Source organism: Burkholderia seminalis DSM 23518, assembly GCF_902832885.1.
Lineage (GTDB): Bacteria > Pseudomonadota > Gammaproteobacteria > Burkholderiales > Burkholderiaceae > Burkholderia > Burkholderia seminalis.
This window is the reverse complement of record NZ_CADFDK010000001.1, coordinates 608,909-623,585: the sequence shown is the minus strand read 5'-3', so window position 1 is coordinate 623,585 and position 14,677 is coordinate 608,909. Positions and strand designations below refer to the sequence as shown.

The following is a 14,677-nucleotide window of genomic DNA, read 5'->3' as shown; positions in this document are numbered from 1 at the left end:
CGCGTCGGTACACCCCGCCCGACGCCGACTGGCACGCACGCACTTTCTGGCCGGCAGGTCTCCTGGCTGACAGGTCGACGCCGGCTCCCGGCCTTCCCGGTGAAACCAGTGGCATGAGGGGGAGATCGGCTCGCTGTCTACAGTTGCGGGGGCAGCCACAGCGGCGCGTGGCGCGCCCTGTGTTCCCTCTTCGGCCCCGAAGGGCACCGGCGAACGAACGGCCGTAGGATACCCGATTTCGGCACCGGCCCGACATCGGCCATGTGCGTCGCAACCGTGTCGCAGCATGGCTGCGACGACCTGCGCGCGGCAGCGCGGATGGTACGATTGGCGGCTCGGCACTGGATCGGCGACACGCCGGTATCCGCGACGATGAAACTGGGCGGGGCCAGCTGTTCGCCATGCGGATCGCGCGGGCCTGGCCGACACCGCTGGCGCGTCCCGCGCCGGGCAGTCGGCGCCGACGGCAATCGCCGGATCGACGCGCGGCGGCGCAACGGCCGCGCATCGCAACACACTGGATGAAATCGAACGATGGGGAAGGGTGCATGACGGCGTGGCTGACGGTAGTGGGCATCGGCGACGACGGTTACGCGGGGCTTGGGCGCAATGCGCGACGCGCGCTGCTCGGCGCGACGCGCGTGGTCGGCGCGAAGCGGCATCTCGACATGCTGCCCGCGCGGTTGCCGGCCGCGCGCGAAGCGTGGCCGTCGCCGTTCGATCTCGCGGGCGTGCTCGCGCGGCGCGGCTCGCCCGTCTGCGTGCTCGCAAGCGGCGACCCGATGCTGTTCGGCGTCGGCGCGACGCTCGCGCGCCAGCTTTCTCCCGACGAATGGCGCGTACTGCCCGCGCCGTCGTCGCTGTCGCTCGCGGCCGCACGCCTCGGCTGGGCGCTGCAGGACGTCGGCGCGGTGTCGCTCGTCGGCCGTCCGCTCGCGACGCTCGCGCGTCATCTGCTGCCGGGCCGGCGCCTGTTCGTGCTGAGCGCCGACGGCCGCACGCCGGCCGCCGTCGCGGCCGAACTCACCGCACGCGGCTTCGGGCCGACGCGCATCAGCGTGTTCGAACATCTGGGCGGCCCGCTCGAACGGCGCGTCGACGGCCTCGCGCAGGACTGGAAAGTCGCCGAAACGGCCGCGCTCAATCTCGTCGCGCTCGACTGCCGGGCCGGCCCCGACGCGCCGCGCCGCGCGCTCACGCCGGGCCTGCCCGACGATGCATACCGCCACGACGGCCAGCTCACCAAGCGCGACTTGCGCGCGATGACGCTCGGGCGCCTCGCGCCCGCACCTGGCGAGCTGCTGTGGGACGTCGGCGCGGGCAGTGGCTCGATCGGCATCGAATGGATGCGTGCGCATCCATCCTGCCAGGCGATCGCGGTCGAGGCGCATGCGGAACGGCAGCGCTTCATCGAACACAACCGCGACGCACTCGGCGTGCCGGGCCTGCAGCTCGTCGCGGGCCGCGCGCCCGACGCGCTGGCAGGGCTCGCCACGCCCGACGCGATCTTCATCGGCGGCGGTGCGACGGCGCCCGGCGTGCTCGACGCGTGCTGGGTCTCGCTGAAACCCGGCGGCCGGCTCGTCGCGAACGCGGTCACGCTGCAGGGCGAGATGGCGCTCGCCGCGTGGCGCGACGCGCACGGCGGCACGCTCACGCGCGTGTCGCTCGCGCATGCGGAACCGCTCGGCCGCTTCGACACGTGGCGCCAGCCGCTGCCCGTCACGCTGTACGACGTGCGCAAGCCCGACGCGGCTGACAGGGTCGAGACGGCCGATGCGATCGACATAGCCGGCGCATCGAACCCGGCGAACGCAACGGACGCGTGATGCGCGACGAAACCCCCGAACAGCCCGCGCCGCTGCGGTTCGGCTACACGACCGGCAGCTGCGCGACCGCGACGTCGCTCGCGGCCGCGCGGCTGCTGCTCGCGGGCCGGGCGGACGACGCGGTCGAGATCGTGCTGCCGAAAGGGCAGCGCGTGATGATGCGGCTCGAGTTCTGCCGCCTCACGGCCGAAGGCGCGGAAGCCGGCACGATCAAGGATGCCGGCGACGATCCGGACGTCACGCACGGCGCGCTGATCTTCGCGCGTGTCGCGCTCGCGGCCGCGCCCGGCGTGCGCTTTCACGCGGGGCCGGGCGTCGGCACGGTCACGCGCGCGGGGCTGACGCTGCCGGTCGGCGAACCGGCGATCAACCCGGTGCCGCGCCAGATGATGACGACGCATCTGGAGGCCCTCGCAGCCGAGCACGGCTACGCAGGCGGCTTCGACGTGACGATCGGCGTCGAGGGCGGCGAGGCGCTCGCGCTGAAGACGATGAACCCGCGCCTCGGCATCGTCGGCGGGCTGTCGATCCTCGGCACGACGGGCATCGTGCGGCCGTTCTCGTGTTCGGCCTATATCGCATCGATCCACCAGGGGATCGATGTCGCGCGCGCCAACGGCATCGCGCATATCGCCGCGTGCACGGGCAACGCGAGCGAGGACGCGATGCGCGCGCACTACGGCTTGCCCGACATGGCGCTGATCGAGATGGGCGATTTCGCGGGCGCGGTGCTCAAGCACCTGCGCCGCGCACCGGTCGCGCGGTTGTCGATGTGCGGCGGATTCGGCAAGCTCAGCAAGCTCGCGGCGGGCCATCTCGACCTGCACAGCCGCCATTCGAGCATCGACCTGCCGCTGCTCGCGCAATGGGCGGCTGAAGCCGGCGCGAGCGAGGCGCTGCAGGCCGCGATGCGCGCCGCGAACACGAGCCAGGAAGCGCTGAAGCTCGCCCTGGCCGACGGCGTGCCGCTCGGCGATCTCGTCTGCGCGCAGGCGCTGCGGGTCGCACGCGACATCGTGCCGCCGTCGGTCGCCGTCGAGATGTTCGCGATCGACCGGCAGGGCCGCTTCGTCGGGGAAGCGCGATGAGCATGCGCATCCTGCTGCTCGGCGGCACCGGCGACGCGCTGAAGATCGCACGCGCGCTCGGCCCGCATCACGTCTACAGCCTGGCCGGTCTCGGCAAGGTGCCGGACGACCTGCGCTGCGACGTGCGCGTCGGCGGCTTCGGCGGGGCCGCCGGGCTGGCCGCGTATCTTCGCGACGCCGGAATCGGCCTCGTGATCGACGCCACGCATCCGTATGCCGCGCAAATCAGTACGAACGCCACTGCCGCGACGCGCGACGCGGGCGTACCGCTATGGGCGCTGCGCCGCGCGCCCTGGACGCCGCAACCGGGCGACGACTGGCGGATGGTCGACGACTGGGCCGGCATCGAGGCCGCGCTCGCGCCGTTCAGGCGGCCGCTGTTCACGCTCGGCCGCGAACCGCTCGCGCACCTCGATACGATCCCGCCGCACCAGTTCTGGCTCGTGCGCTGCCTCGACGCGCATCCCGGCAATGCGCATGCGCAGGTCATCGCCGCGCGCGGGCCGTTCACGCTCGACGGCGAACGTGCGCTGTTCGCGCTGACGGGCATCGACGTCCTCGTCAGCAAGAACAGCGGCGGTGCGGCCACCGAGGCCAAGCTCGATGTCGCGCGCGAACGCAGGGTGCCGGTCGTGATGCTGCGCCGGCCGTCGCTGCCCGATGCCGACCGGGCGTTCGATTCGGTCGCGGCACTGCTCGACGCACTCGATCCGGCCGCGCGCGTTTGACGCCGCGCAGCGGATCATCCAACGTATTGACGGAGAATTTTCGATGACGGTGTATTTCATCGGCGCGGGGCCCGGCGACCCCGAGCTGATCACGGTGAAGGGCCAGCGCCTCGTGCGTACGTGCCCGGTGATCCTGTATGCGGGCTCGCTGGTGCCCGCGGCCGTGCTCGACGGTCATCGCGCGGAGCAGGTCGTCAACACGGCCGAACTCGACCTCGACGCGATCGTCGCGCTGCTCGCGGACGCGCATGCGCAAGGGCGGGACGTCGCACGCGTGCATTCGGGCGACCCGTCGCTGTACGGCGCGATCGGCGAGCAGATCCGCCGGCTGAAGGCGCTCGGGATTCCGTACGAAATCGTGCCGGGCGTGACGGCGACGGCCGCGTGCGCGGCGACGCTCGGCGTCGAGCTGACGTTGCCCGGCGTCGCGCAGACGGTGATCCTCACGCGCTTCGCGGGCAAGACCACGATGCCGGAAGGCGAGGCGCTCGGTTCGCTCGCCGCGCACCGCGCGACGCTCGCGATCCATCTCGGCGTGCGCCATCTCGAGCGCATCGTCGACGAAGTGCTGCCGCACTACGGCGCGGATTGCCCGGTCGCGGTGATCTATCGCGCGAGCTGGCCCGACGAGGAGCGCGTGACCGGCACGCTGGCGGACATCGTCGACAAGGTGCGCGGCACGCAGATCGAGCGCACCGCATTGATCCTGATCGGGCGCGTGCTCGATGCCGACGGGTTCGCGGATTCGACGCTGTACGCGAGCGCGGGCTGATCACGCCGGCCCGGCGGACGGGCCGCTCAGGCCCGCGCCGTCTGCCGCGCCAGCCGCGGCGCAAACCCGGCCGCCAGCGCGAACAGCGCGACACACAGGCACGCCATCGCGATCCACGCGGGCGTCAGGTCCGCGAGATGCTGGCGCACGAGCCCGGCCGCGAACGGGAACAACCCGGCGACCAGATAGCCGACACCCTGCACGAACCCTGTCAGCGATGCAGCGTCGGCCGGCGTTGCCGCATGGTCGACCGTGACGATCAGCGACAGCGGAAACAGCGCGCCGATCCCCGCGCCGAGCAGCAGCGCGGCCGGCAGCGCGAACGCGTCGGGTGCGGCCAGCATCGCCAGCAACCCCGCGAACAGCGACGCGATCGCCGCATGCAGCGCGGGCCGGCGATCGGGCAGGCGGTCGATCGTTGCCGAGATCGTCAGCCCCGCGATAACTTCCGCGAGCGTCACGCCGCCGAGCAGGCTGCCGGCCGCCGTCGGCGACCAGCCGAGCCGCATGTAATACGGCGGCAGCCAAGCGAGCACGAGCGTGTAGGCGCCCGTCGCGATCCCGAAGAACAGCGCGAGCCGCCACGCACGCGCCGAACGCGACGGTCGTGCATTCGACGTCGAGACCGGCCCGGTGGCGAAGCCGTCGCCGCCGCGGCTGGCGAGCGGCCATGCGAGCGCGGCCACCGCGGCCGGCAGCGCCCAGCCGGCCAGCGCGGCGAGCCAGCCCCAGCGCGCCGCGGCGAACGGCGCGACCACGCTCGCCAGCACCGCGCCGCCCATGATCGACGTCGAATAGACGCCCATCGCGCCGCCGATGCGCGTCGCGAAATGCGCCTTCACGAAACCGGGCAGCAGCGCCTGCACCATCGCGATCCCGACGCCCGCGCAGCAGGCGCTCGCGAGCAGCAGCCACGCGTGCCGCGCGCCGATGCGCGATGCGCAGGCCAGCCCGATCAGCGCGACGCCGAGCCAGACACCGCCCGCGATGCCGGTAACGCGCTGCAGGCGCCGCGCGCCCAGTGCGCCGAGCCCCATCAGCAGGATCGGAATCGTCGTCAGCAGGCTGGCCGCGCCGTCGCCGATACCGGTCGTGCGCTGGATCATGTCGAGCAGCGGGCCGACCGCGGCGAGCGCGGGACGCAGGTTCAGCCCGACCAGCACGATGACGGCCAGCCGCCATCCCGGGGAAGTGAAGCGATTCATCGACGAGGCCCTCGATATCGGTGCGCGGCTGCCGTCGAGACGCCGCGCGTTTTTCAGGTAAAGTATCTCGACATCAAGATAAACGCCGATTTATCTCGACGTCAAGATAACTGGTGAGCCGAGGAGGGTTAATGGATCGAGCCGCGCATGCGCTCGCGCAATGGCGCGCCGAGCGTCCGGATCTGGACGCGTCGTCGATGGTCGTGATGGGGCGGCTGCAGGAAGCCGCGCTCGTGATCGCGCGCGACCGTCTCAATCCGCTGTTTGCGCGCTACGGGATGCAGCCGGGCGAATTCGACGTGCTCGCGACGCTACGGCGCAGCGGCGCGCCGTTCGCGCTGACGCCGACCGCGTTGTACGACGCGCTGATGATGTCGTCGGGCGGCATGACCGCACGCATCGACCGGCTGCAGAAGGCCGGTTGGGTCGAGCGCCGGCCGAACCCGGCCGACGGGCGCGGCACGCTCGTCGCACTGACGGACACAGGTCGCGCGCTGATCGACGACGCGGTCGTTGCCCACATCGAGAACCAGCGCGCGCTGCTGGCCGTGCTGTCGGAGGCGGAGCAGGCGCAGTTGTCGCACCTGCTGGGAAAGCTGCTGGCCGGTCTCGAAGGTGCGGCGCCGGAGGCTTGAGGCGGGTGCCCGGTGCGGGTGACAAAGGCATCGTGGACGTCGCTTGCCGACCCCGAGCCGCCATTCGACTCAGTGGGTCGTCAGCGACCGTTATCCAACTGGAACGGCCAACGTGGTGGCCGTACGCGAAGCCGTGTGCCACGACCGCGTCCTTCCATTCCGCATTGCTACGCGAGCACCGCGCGCAGTACGCCCCTACGATTGACCGATTTGCTGTGCGGCCATCCGGTATCGATCGAGTAGGCGAGTCGTCGAAGTCGCGCGGGCAGGTCGTCTCGGATTTGCAATCAAGGATTGGTCGAACGTCGATGACGGTCGGGCACGACTTCTGTCAGGCGAACGCCGGCTGGTTCTTGACGCTGGGGCGCTCCCGCATTCTCGTGTACCAATCCAATAGCGCCTCGCACTCCGCGGGCACGGTCAACTTCACGATCGACGCAAAGACCAGACCGCCGATGACGGTGATGTCGGCCATGGAGAAGGCATCCCCAGCGACAAACGGCTGCTTTTTCAGAACGTCATCGAAGTAGTGCATGCCCCTCAGGGCCTTGTCGCGCTGACGAAGCCCCCATTCGGCGTTCTGATAGCGCTCGACGTTGGGTCCCAATCCTGGCGTGGCATGGTGGAAATAGACACTGATTGCGTCGAGCAACTCCAGCTCGGCGCGCTTGCTCATCATGTGGATCACGCCCTTTTCGAGTGGTGTCTTGCCGGTCAGCGTGGGTGCGCCATCAAGCGTATCGAGGTATTCGGTAATGGCAGTGCATTCGGCGATGCACGTTCCGTCGTTTAGTTCAAGGACCGGCAGCGTTCCCGAGTAGTTTTTCTCGGAGATGAATTCGGGCCTTTTGTGCTCCCCCTTGTAAAGGTCGACCATCACGAACTCGACGCGCGATCGCAGACCTTTCTCGGCCAGGGCGATACGGACGCGTGTCGGATAAGGTCCCTTGGGGAAATCGTAAATCGTCATGATCGGGAGTTGGGTTACGTCGAAATCGGTGGTGCTGAAAGTCATGCGTGCCTCTCTATGCGGTTTGTCACACGGGATTGGACGATAAGGGGAATGGTCACTCATGCCTACCTAACGTTCGTTAGGTTTACCATAGAAGGTATAATTGCCGGTGTCAACGGTCGTGGAGGCGGTAGCAGAGTGAAGAACGAGTCAGGCCTGAGTTCCAGGGAGCGAATCCTGGTGGCCGCCACAAAGATTGCCCAGGCGCACGGCTACGGCGGGCTGAACTTTCGTGATCTCGCTGAAGCCGTCGGTATCAAGGCTGCGAGCATCTACCACCACTTCGCAAGCAAGGCCGATCTTGGCGCAGCGGTGGCGAGGCGGTATTGGGAGGAATCGGCAGCTACGCTGGATGCGATCTTGGCCGAATCCGCAGATCCGATCGATTGCCTGCGCCGCTATCCCGATACGTTTCGCAAGGCGCTTGAGCGTGGCAATCGCATATGCCTGTGCAGCTTCATGGCTGCCGAATCCGATGACCTGCCGGAAACGGTGACGAAAGAGGTCCAGACTTTTGCCGATGTGAATGTTGCGTGGCTGAGCAAGGTGCTGTCCGCTGCGGCCGTGGTCAGCGCCGAGGATAGCGAACGGCGTGCTCGCGCGATCTATGCCGCGGTCGCCGGCGCTCAGCTCGTTGCCAGGAGTCGCTCCGATATTTCCGTCTACGACGGGTTGATTGAAAGTTATCGCATTGCGGGTCTTCTGCCGGCATAGCCGCCGCATCGAGCAAGTCGACTTTGCGGACTTTCGTCTCGGCGAGGTACGGACGGTTGCGTTTCGCAGTGAACGGATCTACGAACGTGGGATCAGGCGTCGCTCATGATGTCGCTTCCTGATCGAATGTGGTCGGCCTCCGCTCGGTGACACATGACCGGCGCAGATCGACCCATTGCGGCCAGCAGCGGCACTTCGAAGCGGACACTGAAAAGAAGGGGAAAGTCCCCATCACTGGTTGTTCCCACTGCTGAAAATTGTTGTCCTATCAGCTCTCTTGAGAAGCTGACATGTAGACATTGATGTACTCCTCTAAATGCCGTTCTCGCAATAGTGACAAATCAATTACATCCTTACCCGATTTTCCATTGGCGTTTTTAAATTTCACCACGACCGATGGAGTCCTCCTGTATCCACCAGTCACAGTTACATTTTCAATGAAAGACCATGGGAGTTGCAAATCTCCGTGTTGATAGCCAGTTTTTGAAAGCATTACTGCAGGCGTGTTGATATTCCACAAAATTCGGACAACGTCACGAGCCTTCTTTCCAAAGAAAAACGTTGCGGGTAACAACATGGTGCCAAACACGATTGCAGCCAGATGATCATTTGGCTGCTTCACGGGAGCCCAAAACCACACCGTGTTTATGAACAGAAACACTCCGGTGATGACTAGTAAAGCCATCGCCTCAAATGCAACGACCCGTTTTGAATAGAAAAAATTCGTGGATTGAGGGATATCTTTGGTTTCTAATATTTTCTTGACCTCGGCATGCCACTTTTCGGCGTCTCTTCCAATTTTTACCATTCCATACGGAACGATGACGAGGAGTGCAGGCAATATCAGTAAAAAAATCAATTTACCCAATTCTCAACCCCCTGACTCAAGCGATAGATCATGGATTACTTTCAATTCATCTTCGAGATTTTTATAGAAGAAAGTGGCCCCAAACTAAGCGTATTGCAATGTAACCCGACCCAACCACTTGCACGCAGTAACCGCCCCCCCAGCTAGGGTATCGCCGATTGTCGACGATTTCTCCTGATGTGTCGAATGTCGCTTCCTGGCCGAACGCCGACATTCCTCCCCGGCGTCCCCCCGGAACTCCACGAAGAACAAAAAAGCCCGCCGCGCAATGCGGCGGGCTTGAGCAAAACAGCGGCCACCTGCAGCGGGCCGCCCAGATTCAGCCGCGTGCCGGGATATTGAGCCCGCGCGCGACGGCCGGGCGGGCAACGAACGCGTCGAGCGCGCGTGCCACATGCCGGAATTCACTGAAGCCGACCAGGTCGCCTGCTTCGTAGAAACCGACAAGGTTTCGCACCCACGGGAAGATCGCGATGTCGGCGATCGTATAGGTGTCGCCCATCACCCACTGGCGGTTCGCGAGATGCGCGTCGAGCACGGCGAGCAGGCGTTTCGACTCGGCGACGTAGCGATCGCGCGGACGCTTGTCCTCGTAGTCGCGGCCGGCGAACTTGTGGAAGAAGCCGAGCTGGCCGAACATCGGCCCGATGCCGCCCATCTGGAACATCACCCACTGGATCGTCTCGTAACGGCCGGCGAGATCCTTCGGGATCAACTGGCCGGTCTTGTCCGCGAGATAGATCAGGATCGCGCCCGATTCGAACAGCGGCAGCGGCTTGCCGTCGGGGCCGTTCGGGTCGATGATCGCCGGGATCTTGTTGTTCGGGTTCAGCGACAGGAATTCGGGCGAAAACTGGTCGTTCGTGTCGAAGCGCACGAGGTGCGGCTCGTATGGCAGGCCGGTTTCCTCGAGCATGATCGACACCTTGACGCCGTTCGGCGTCGGCAGCGAGTAGAGCTGGAGACGGTCGGGATGCTGGGCCGGCCACTTTTGCGTGATCGGGAAGGCGGACAGATCGGGCATGAAGGTTCGCTCGTCGAAGGGAATGTTCCGCGCTCCGTCCGTACTGCCGCGCGCTCCGATGGACCACGCACGGCGGCGGGCCGGGGCGCGCCGAAAACGCCCACTGTAGCCGATCCCCGGAATCGATGCAGGCGTCGGCCGACCCCGCACGCAGGCAGCCGTCAGCGTTCGATGACGCAAACACGCGCACCGGCCTCACTTGCGCGTCGACGGACATGGTGGGGCAGGGCATCTCGATTCCGCGCGTCGCCGACCTTGAAGACCTCATGGTCGACATGGCCGACGCGAGCGTCACGAGCGAGGAACGGGCCGAATATTTCCATGCGCTCCGGGAATTGTCGCGGCCGCGCTGAAAGCGTTCTCTACCGGATCATTCACATGGCAGGCCCTTGGCGGTCGTCCAGCATGAGTCGATCCGCCACGCGACATATGATGTCCTAACACGTATCGCGTCACGCGGCATGGCGATCCCCGAAATAGTCTCTGCCAGTCGGATCGTATCTCGGCGGAAGGTTTTTGTCAGGGAAAGTCCCGTCCCGCGCGCCACGGTTTTTTGTTGACCGACATCGTATAACGCCGTCATGATTTCCTGAAAAGAAAGGTCCCATCTACCGACCGAAGTGAGGAGACATGAACACCACCACGATCGCTCGCCGTGTCCGCCGGATCGCACTCGCACTGGGTTTCTCGCTGTCTGCCGCGGCGGCCGTTGCGGCGCCCGTGTCGCTGAACATCGTCGACGTCGCGGGCAACCTCCAGCTCACGCAGAAGGCCATCGAGGCGTTCCGGGACAAGAACCCGACCCTCGTGTCGAACGTCACGTTCACGAATGCGCCGGCGCCGCAGCTGCCGGGCAAGATCAAGGCGATGCAGGCGGCGGGGCGCGCCGACATCGACCTCGTGCTGACGGGCACCGACGCGCTGGCCGCCGGCATCGAACAGAACCTGTGGCTCAAGCTCCTGCCCGACAATGCAGCCGCGTTCCCCGGCGTGCTCGACAGATACGCGCCCGGCCCGCGCAAGATGCAGGATCTCGCGCAGGGCTTCGGCCTCGAAGTCACCTACATGCCGGCCGGTCCGCTGCTCGAATACAACCCGGCGAAGGTCGGCAACCCGCCGAAGACGCCCGATCAGTTGCTCGCCTGGTGCAAGGCGCACCCGAACAAGCTGATCTATGCGCGGCCGGCGAACTCCGGCCCGGGTCGCACGTTCCTGATGGGGCTGCCGTACGTGCTCGGCGACAAGAATCCGCAGGACCCGATCAACGGCTGGGACAAGACCTGGGCGTTCCTGAAGGCGCTGAACGACTGCGTGCCGTACTACCCGGGCGGCACGTCGGCGGTGATGAAGGAGCTCGGCGAAGGCACGCGCGACATGACCGTGACCGTCACGGGCTGGGACATCAACCCGCGCGCGCTCGGCATCGTGCCGGCCGAGTTCCGGATCCAGGCATTCGACGACATGACGTGGGTCAACGACGCGCATTTCATGGTGATTCCGAAGGGCGTGCCGAAGGACAAGCTCGACGTGCTGTTCAAGCTGATGAACTTCCTGCTCGAACCGGCGCAGCAGGCGATGACCTACGACGACGGCTATTTCTATCCGGGCCCGGCGGTGAAGGGCGTGACGCTCGAGATGGCGCCCGCGCACAGCCAGGACGTGGTCCGCAAGTTCGGCCGCCCCGAGTACGCGAAGCTGCTCGCCGATCGCCCGCACGTGCAGCCGCTCAGCGCACAGGCGATGGTCGCCGCGTTCCAGAAGTGGGATCGCGAGATCGGTTCGCAGAAGTCGAAGTGACGCCAGTACCGGCGGGCGCCGCGGCGCCCGCGTCGAGGGAGTTTCGTGCAATGAAGCACAGTTTCGAACGGTTGCGGCTCGACGGCGTGTGCCGCAGTTTCACCAATGCGCAAGGGGCGCAGGTCGCCGCGCTGAACGGTCTCGACCTCGAGATCCGGCGCGGCGAGTTCATCGCGCTGCTCGGCCCGTCGGGCTGCGGCAAGTCGACCGCGTTGAACTGCATCGCGGGGCTGCAGCCGCTGACGCGCGGCGGCATCTGGCTCGACGACACGCGCATCGACGTGCTGCCGCCCGAGCGCCGCGGCTTCGGGATGGTGTTCCAGAACTACGCGCTGTTTCCGCACATGTCGGTGCTCGAGAACGTCGGCTTTGGCCTCAAGATGCGCGGCGTGCCGAAGCAGGAAACGCGGCGGCGCGCGCAGCAGGCGCTCGAACTCGTGCAGCTCGTCGGCCATGAGGGCAAGCTGCCCGGGCAGCTGTCGGGCGGCCAGCAGCAGCGCGTCGCGATCGCGCGCGCGATCGTGATCGAGCCGCCGCTCGTGCTAATGGACGAACCGCTGTCGAACCTCGACACGAAACTGCGCATCGAGATGCGCGCCGAGATCCGCCGCATCCACACGCAGCTCGAGCGCGCGACGATCTATGTGACGCACGACCAGGACGAAGCGCTGTCGATGGCCGACCGCATCGTCGTGATGAAGGAGGGCGTCGTGCAGCAGGTCGCGTCACCGAAGGACGTCTACACGCGCCCGCGCAACCTGCACGTCGCGCGCTTCATGGGCTACCGCAACGTGCTGCCGTTCACGCTCGAGGGGATGGCCGGCGACGACGTCCGGGTCGCGGCCGGCGGCGTCAGCCTCACGGGCGTCCCGATGGCCGGCTTCGATACGAAGGACGTCGTGGTCGCGCTGCGCCCCGACGACATCGAGCGCGCGGACGAAGGCAGCCACAACGCGTTCGACGCGACCGTCGAAACGGTCGAATACGGCGGCCGCGACTCGCTGCTCCGCGCGGTCACGCCGTTCGGCGCGATCTGGGCGCGCGTCGCCGGCGATTTCGCGCAAGGCGAGCGGTTGCGGCTGCGCGTCGCGCCTGCCCGGACGCTCGTCTACGCGGCGGAGCGGGCATGAGCACGCTCGCGTCCGGCGCGCCGCGCGACGCGAAGGCGTGGCTCGTCACGCCCGCGCTCGCGTTCATCGCCGCGCTGTTCGTCTATCCGTTCGCGTACGGCCTCGTGCTGTCGTTCCAGCCGATGAACGGCGGCGGCGCGCTCGCGAACTACGTGCAGTTCTTCACCGACACCGCGATGTGGCCGACCGTGCTCGTCACGCTGAAGCTCGCGTTGCCGGCGACGCTGCTCAACGTCGGCATCGCGGTGCCCGTCGCGTTCGCGCTGCGCCGCCACTCGCCGTACCAGAAGCTCGTCACGACGCTGCTCGTGATTCCCGTCACGCTCGGCACGGTGCTCGTCGCCGACGGGATGCTCACGTATTTCGGGCCGAACGGCTGGTTCCCGCAGGTGCTGCAGGGGCTGCACCTGTACACCGACGAGGTGCGCCTGACGCACAACTACTGGGGCGTGCTGCTGTCGCTGATCGTGTCGGGCTTTCCGTTCGCGTTCCTCCTGATGCTGTCGTACATCAGCGGCATCGACCCGACGCTCGCGCGCGCCGCGGCCACGCTCGGCGCGAACCCGTGGCAGCAGTTCCGGCAGATCTACCTGCCGCTGCTCGTGCCGGGGCTCACGATGGCCGCGTGCCTGTCGTTCGTGCAGGCGTTCTCGGTATTTCCGTCGGCCGTGCTGCTCGGCGCGCCGGCCGGGCCGACGCGCGTGATCTCGATCGCGGCCGCCGAGGCTGCGTTCGAGAGCTACGACTATTCGCTCGCGTCGGCGATCGCCATCGTGATGGGTTTCGTCCAGCTGCTGGTGGTCGCGTCGATGCTCGGCGCGCGCCGCTTCTTCTATACGGGCGCGGTGACGGGAGGCAAGGGCTGATGGCAACCGACAATCATGCCGCGCGCGCATGGCCGCCGAAGCACGACGCGCCCGATGCACGGCCCGTCGACGCAAGGAAACCGCACCGGATGAAAAACAACCTCGCCGGCCGTGCCTGGAAGGCGCTCGTCTGGGGGCTGATGGCGTTCTTCCTGCTGAACGTGCTGCTGCTGATCGCGACCGTCGCGGTGAACTCGGTCGCGACGCGCTGGTTCGGCACGCCGCTGCCGCAAGGCTTCACGCTGCACTGGTACGCGAAGGCCTGGGCGGACTTCCAGCTCGCGAGCGTGCTGTGGGTGACCGTCGAAGTCGTCGGCGCGGTCGTGCTGCTGTCGATCGCGCTCGGCGTGCCGGCCGCGTATGCGCTCGCACGCGTGCGGTTTCGCGGCAAGCGCTTCGCGCTGCTGGTGTTCCTGCTGCCGCTGATGGTGCCGCCCGTCACGTACGGGATCCCGATGGCGACCGTGATGTACAAGATCGGGCTCGCGGGCACGCTGCCCGGCGTGATCCTCGCGAACCTCGTGCCGGCGCTGCCGTTCGTGATCCTCGTGATGACGCCGTTCATCGAGCAGATCGATCCGAACCTCGAAGCCGCCGCGCGCATCTTCGGCGCGAACACGTGGCGCTATTTCCGCTACGTGCTGCTGCCGCTGCTGGTGCCCGGCATGCTCGCGGCCGGGCTGCTCGTGCTGGTGCGCACGATCGGGATGTTCGAGCTGACGTTCTTCACCGCGGGGCCGAGCACGCAGACGCTCGTCGTCGCGCTGTATTACGCGGTGTTCTCGACTGGCGTGCGCGCGCCGCAGTCGATCGACGCGATGGCGATGATCTACATGGCCATCACGCTCGTCTGGGTCGTGATCGCGCTGCAGTTCGTGAGCCCGACGCAACTGGTCAGCCGCGTGAAGCAGGAGCGTCAGTAGACGAGGGGGCAAGCGGTCGCGCGCGGCATCCGTGCAATTGGTTACAAATGGATACCGCGCCCGGCACGCGGACGTTGCAGACTACG

15 protein-coding genes and 1 riboswitch are annotated in these 14,677 nt (G+C 66.9%); of the genes, 11 read left to right on the top strand and 4 right to left on the bottom strand.

Translation table 11 applies throughout. The features are described from left to right. Window positions 1–35: 35 nt before the first annotated feature. A riboswitch (cobalamin riboswitch) is annotated at window positions 36–226 on the bottom strand. Window positions 227–548: 322 nt separating this feature from the next. Genes cbiE through cobM form a run of 4 tightly spaced genes read left to right on the top strand, consistent with a single transcriptional unit; the run spans window position 549 to window position 4,417 of the window. After that, complete coding sequence (gene cbiE, locus HWX00_RS02880) at window positions 549–1,829, top strand: precorrin-6y C5,15-methyltransferase (decarboxylating) subunit CbiE (protein ID WP_175028580.1); 1,281 nt, start codon at window positions 549–551, stop codon at window positions 1,827–1,829. Beyond that, on the top strand, window positions 1,829–2,917 hold the full coding sequence (locus tag HWX00_RS02875) for a cobalt-precorrin-5B (C(1))-methyltransferase (RefSeq protein ID WP_059557693.1): 1,089 nt from the start codon (window positions 1,829–1,831) through the stop codon (window positions 2,915–2,917). Before cbiE ends, HWX00_RS02875 begins: the two co-directional genes overlap by 1 nt. Next, window positions 2,914–3,645, top strand: a complete 732-nt coding sequence (locus HWX00_RS02870; protein ID WP_175028581.1) for a cobalt-precorrin-6A reductase — start codon at window positions 2,914–2,916, stop codon at window positions 3,643–3,645. The genes HWX00_RS02875 and HWX00_RS02870 overlap by 4 nt, the downstream gene beginning before the upstream one ends. A 43-nt stretch (window positions 3,646–3,688) precedes the next feature. Then, the gene (gene cobM / locus HWX00_RS02865) at window positions 3,689–4,417 is read left to right on the top strand and encodes a precorrin-4 C(11)-methyltransferase (protein ID WP_175028582.1); all 729 of its coding nucleotides are present in this window, start codon (window positions 3,689–3,691) and stop codon (window positions 4,415–4,417) included. Between the two features lie 26 nt (window positions 4,418–4,443). On the opposite strand, the gene HWX00_RS02860 is transcribed toward cobM, so the two are convergent. Further along, entirely contained in the window at window positions 4,444–5,622 is a 1,179-nt protein-coding gene (locus tag HWX00_RS02860) for an MFS transporter (RefSeq protein WP_175028583.1), read from the bottom strand. A gap of 131 nt (window positions 5,623–5,753) precedes the next feature. Here HWX00_RS02860 and HWX00_RS02855 point away from each other — a divergent pair, with 131 nt between their 5' ends. Continuing rightward, a complete protein-coding gene (locus HWX00_RS02855; RefSeq protein WP_175028584.1) occupies window positions 5,754–6,257 on the top strand; it encodes a MarR family winged helix-turn-helix transcriptional regulator in 504 nt (167 codons plus the stop codon). A gap of 331 nt (window positions 6,258–6,588) precedes the next feature. On the opposite strand, the gene HWX00_RS02850 is transcribed toward HWX00_RS02855, so the two are convergent. After that, window positions 6,589–7,272: a glutathione S-transferase gene (locus HWX00_RS02850; protein ID WP_175028585.1), complete on the bottom strand. Its 684-nt coding sequence runs from the start codon at window positions 7,270–7,272 to the stop codon at window positions 6,589–6,591. A 135-nt stretch (window positions 7,273–7,407) separates the two neighbouring features. Here HWX00_RS02850 and HWX00_RS02845 point away from each other — a divergent pair, with 135 nt between their 5' ends. Then, entirely contained in the window at window positions 7,408–7,983 is a 576-nt protein-coding gene (locus tag HWX00_RS02845; protein ID WP_059557685.1) for a TetR/AcrR family transcriptional regulator, read from the top strand. 268 nt (window positions 7,984–8,251) lie between these two features. Here HWX00_RS02845 and HWX00_RS02840 read toward each other — a convergent pair whose 3' ends face one another. Both HWX00_RS02840 and HWX00_RS02835 read right to left on the bottom strand, forming a co-directional pair. Then, window positions 8,252–8,851 carry a hypothetical protein gene (locus tag HWX00_RS02840; protein WP_124607933.1) on the bottom strand — a complete coding sequence of 200 codons (600 nt, stop codon included), beginning with the start codon at window positions 8,849–8,851 and terminating at the stop codon, window positions 8,252–8,254. A gap of 319 nt (window positions 8,852–9,170) precedes the next feature. Then, the gene (locus HWX00_RS02835; RefSeq protein WP_034186882.1) at window positions 9,171–9,875 is read right to left on the bottom strand and encodes a glutathione S-transferase N-terminal domain-containing protein; all 705 of its coding nucleotides are present in this window, start codon (window positions 9,873–9,875) and stop codon (window positions 9,171–9,173) included. A gap of 125 nt (window positions 9,876–10,000) precedes the next feature. Here HWX00_RS02835 and HWX00_RS02830 point away from each other — a divergent pair, with 125 nt between their 5' ends. From HWX00_RS02830 to HWX00_RS02810, 5 genes are all read left to right on the top strand, one after another. After that, on the top strand, window positions 10,001–10,228 hold the full coding sequence (locus HWX00_RS02830; protein WP_175028586.1) for a hypothetical protein: 228 nt from the start codon (window positions 10,001–10,003) through the stop codon (window positions 10,226–10,228). 277 nt (window positions 10,229–10,505) lie between these two features. Then, a complete protein-coding gene (locus HWX00_RS02825; protein WP_175028587.1) occupies window positions 10,506–11,672 on the top strand; it encodes an ABC transporter substrate-binding protein in 1,167 nt (388 codons plus the stop codon). A 50-nt stretch (window positions 11,673–11,722) separates the two neighbouring features. After that, window positions 11,723–12,802 (top strand): ABC transporter ATP-binding protein, encoded by a 1,080-nt coding sequence (locus HWX00_RS02820; RefSeq protein ID WP_175028588.1) that lies wholly within the window; start codon window positions 11,723–11,725, stop codon window positions 12,800–12,802. Continuing rightward, window positions 12,799–13,668 carry an ABC transporter permease gene (locus HWX00_RS02815; protein ID WP_175028589.1) on the top strand — a complete coding sequence of 290 codons (870 nt, stop codon included), beginning with the start codon at window positions 12,799–12,801 and terminating at the stop codon, window positions 13,666–13,668. Before HWX00_RS02820 ends, HWX00_RS02815 begins: the two co-directional genes overlap by 4 nt. Beyond that, complete coding sequence (locus HWX00_RS02810; RefSeq protein ID WP_175028590.1) at window positions 13,668–14,591, top strand: ABC transporter permease; 924 nt, start codon at window positions 13,668–13,670, stop codon at window positions 14,589–14,591. The genes HWX00_RS02815 and HWX00_RS02810 overlap by 1 nt, the downstream gene beginning before the upstream one ends. The last annotated feature ends 86 nt before the right edge of the window (window positions 14,592–14,677 follow it).

What these genes read in the sequence shown, in the direction of transcription:
- cbiE (WP_175028580.1), top strand. Translation starts at nt 549, where the DNA reads ATGACGGCGTGGCTGACGGTAGTGGGCATCGGCGACGACGGTTACGCG.
- HWX00_RS02875 (WP_059557693.1), top strand. Translation starts at nt 1,829, where the DNA reads ATGCGCGACGAAACCCCCGAACAGCCCGCGCCGCTGCGGTTCGGCTAC.
- HWX00_RS02870 (WP_175028581.1), top strand. Translation starts at nt 2,914, where the DNA reads ATGAGCATGCGCATCCTGCTGCTCGGCGGCACCGGCGACGCGCTGAAG.
- cobM (WP_175028582.1), top strand. Translation starts at nt 3,689, where the DNA reads ATGACGGTGTATTTCATCGGCGCGGGGCCCGGCGACCCCGAGCTGATC.
- HWX00_RS02860 (WP_175028583.1), bottom strand. Translation starts at nt 5,622, where the DNA reads ATGAATCGCTTCACTTCCCCGGGATGGCGGCTGGCCGTCATCGTGCTG.
- HWX00_RS02855 (WP_175028584.1), top strand. Translation starts at nt 5,754, where the DNA reads ATGGATCGAGCCGCGCATGCGCTCGCGCAATGGCGCGCCGAGCGTCCG.
- HWX00_RS02850 (WP_175028585.1), bottom strand. Translation starts at nt 7,272, where the DNA reads ATGACTTTCAGCACCACCGATTTCGACGTAACCCAACTCCCGATCATG.
- HWX00_RS02835 (WP_034186882.1), bottom strand. Translation starts at nt 9,875, where the DNA reads ATGCCCGATCTGTCCGCCTTCCCGATCACGCAAAAGTGGCCGGCCCAG.
- HWX00_RS02830 (WP_175028586.1), top strand. Translation starts at nt 10,001, where the DNA reads ATGCAGGCGTCGGCCGACCCCGCACGCAGGCAGCCGTCAGCGTTCGAT.
- HWX00_RS02825 (WP_175028587.1), top strand. Translation starts at nt 10,506, where the DNA reads ATGAACACCACCACGATCGCTCGCCGTGTCCGCCGGATCGCACTCGCA.
- HWX00_RS02820 (WP_175028588.1), top strand. Translation starts at nt 11,723, where the DNA reads ATGAAGCACAGTTTCGAACGGTTGCGGCTCGACGGCGTGTGCCGCAGT.
- HWX00_RS02815 (WP_175028589.1), top strand. Translation starts at nt 12,799, where the DNA reads ATGAGCACGCTCGCGTCCGGCGCGCCGCGCGACGCGAAGGCGTGGCTC.
- HWX00_RS02810 (WP_175028590.1), top strand. Translation starts at nt 13,668, where the DNA reads ATGGCAACCGACAATCATGCCGCGCGCGCATGGCCGCCGAAGCACGAC.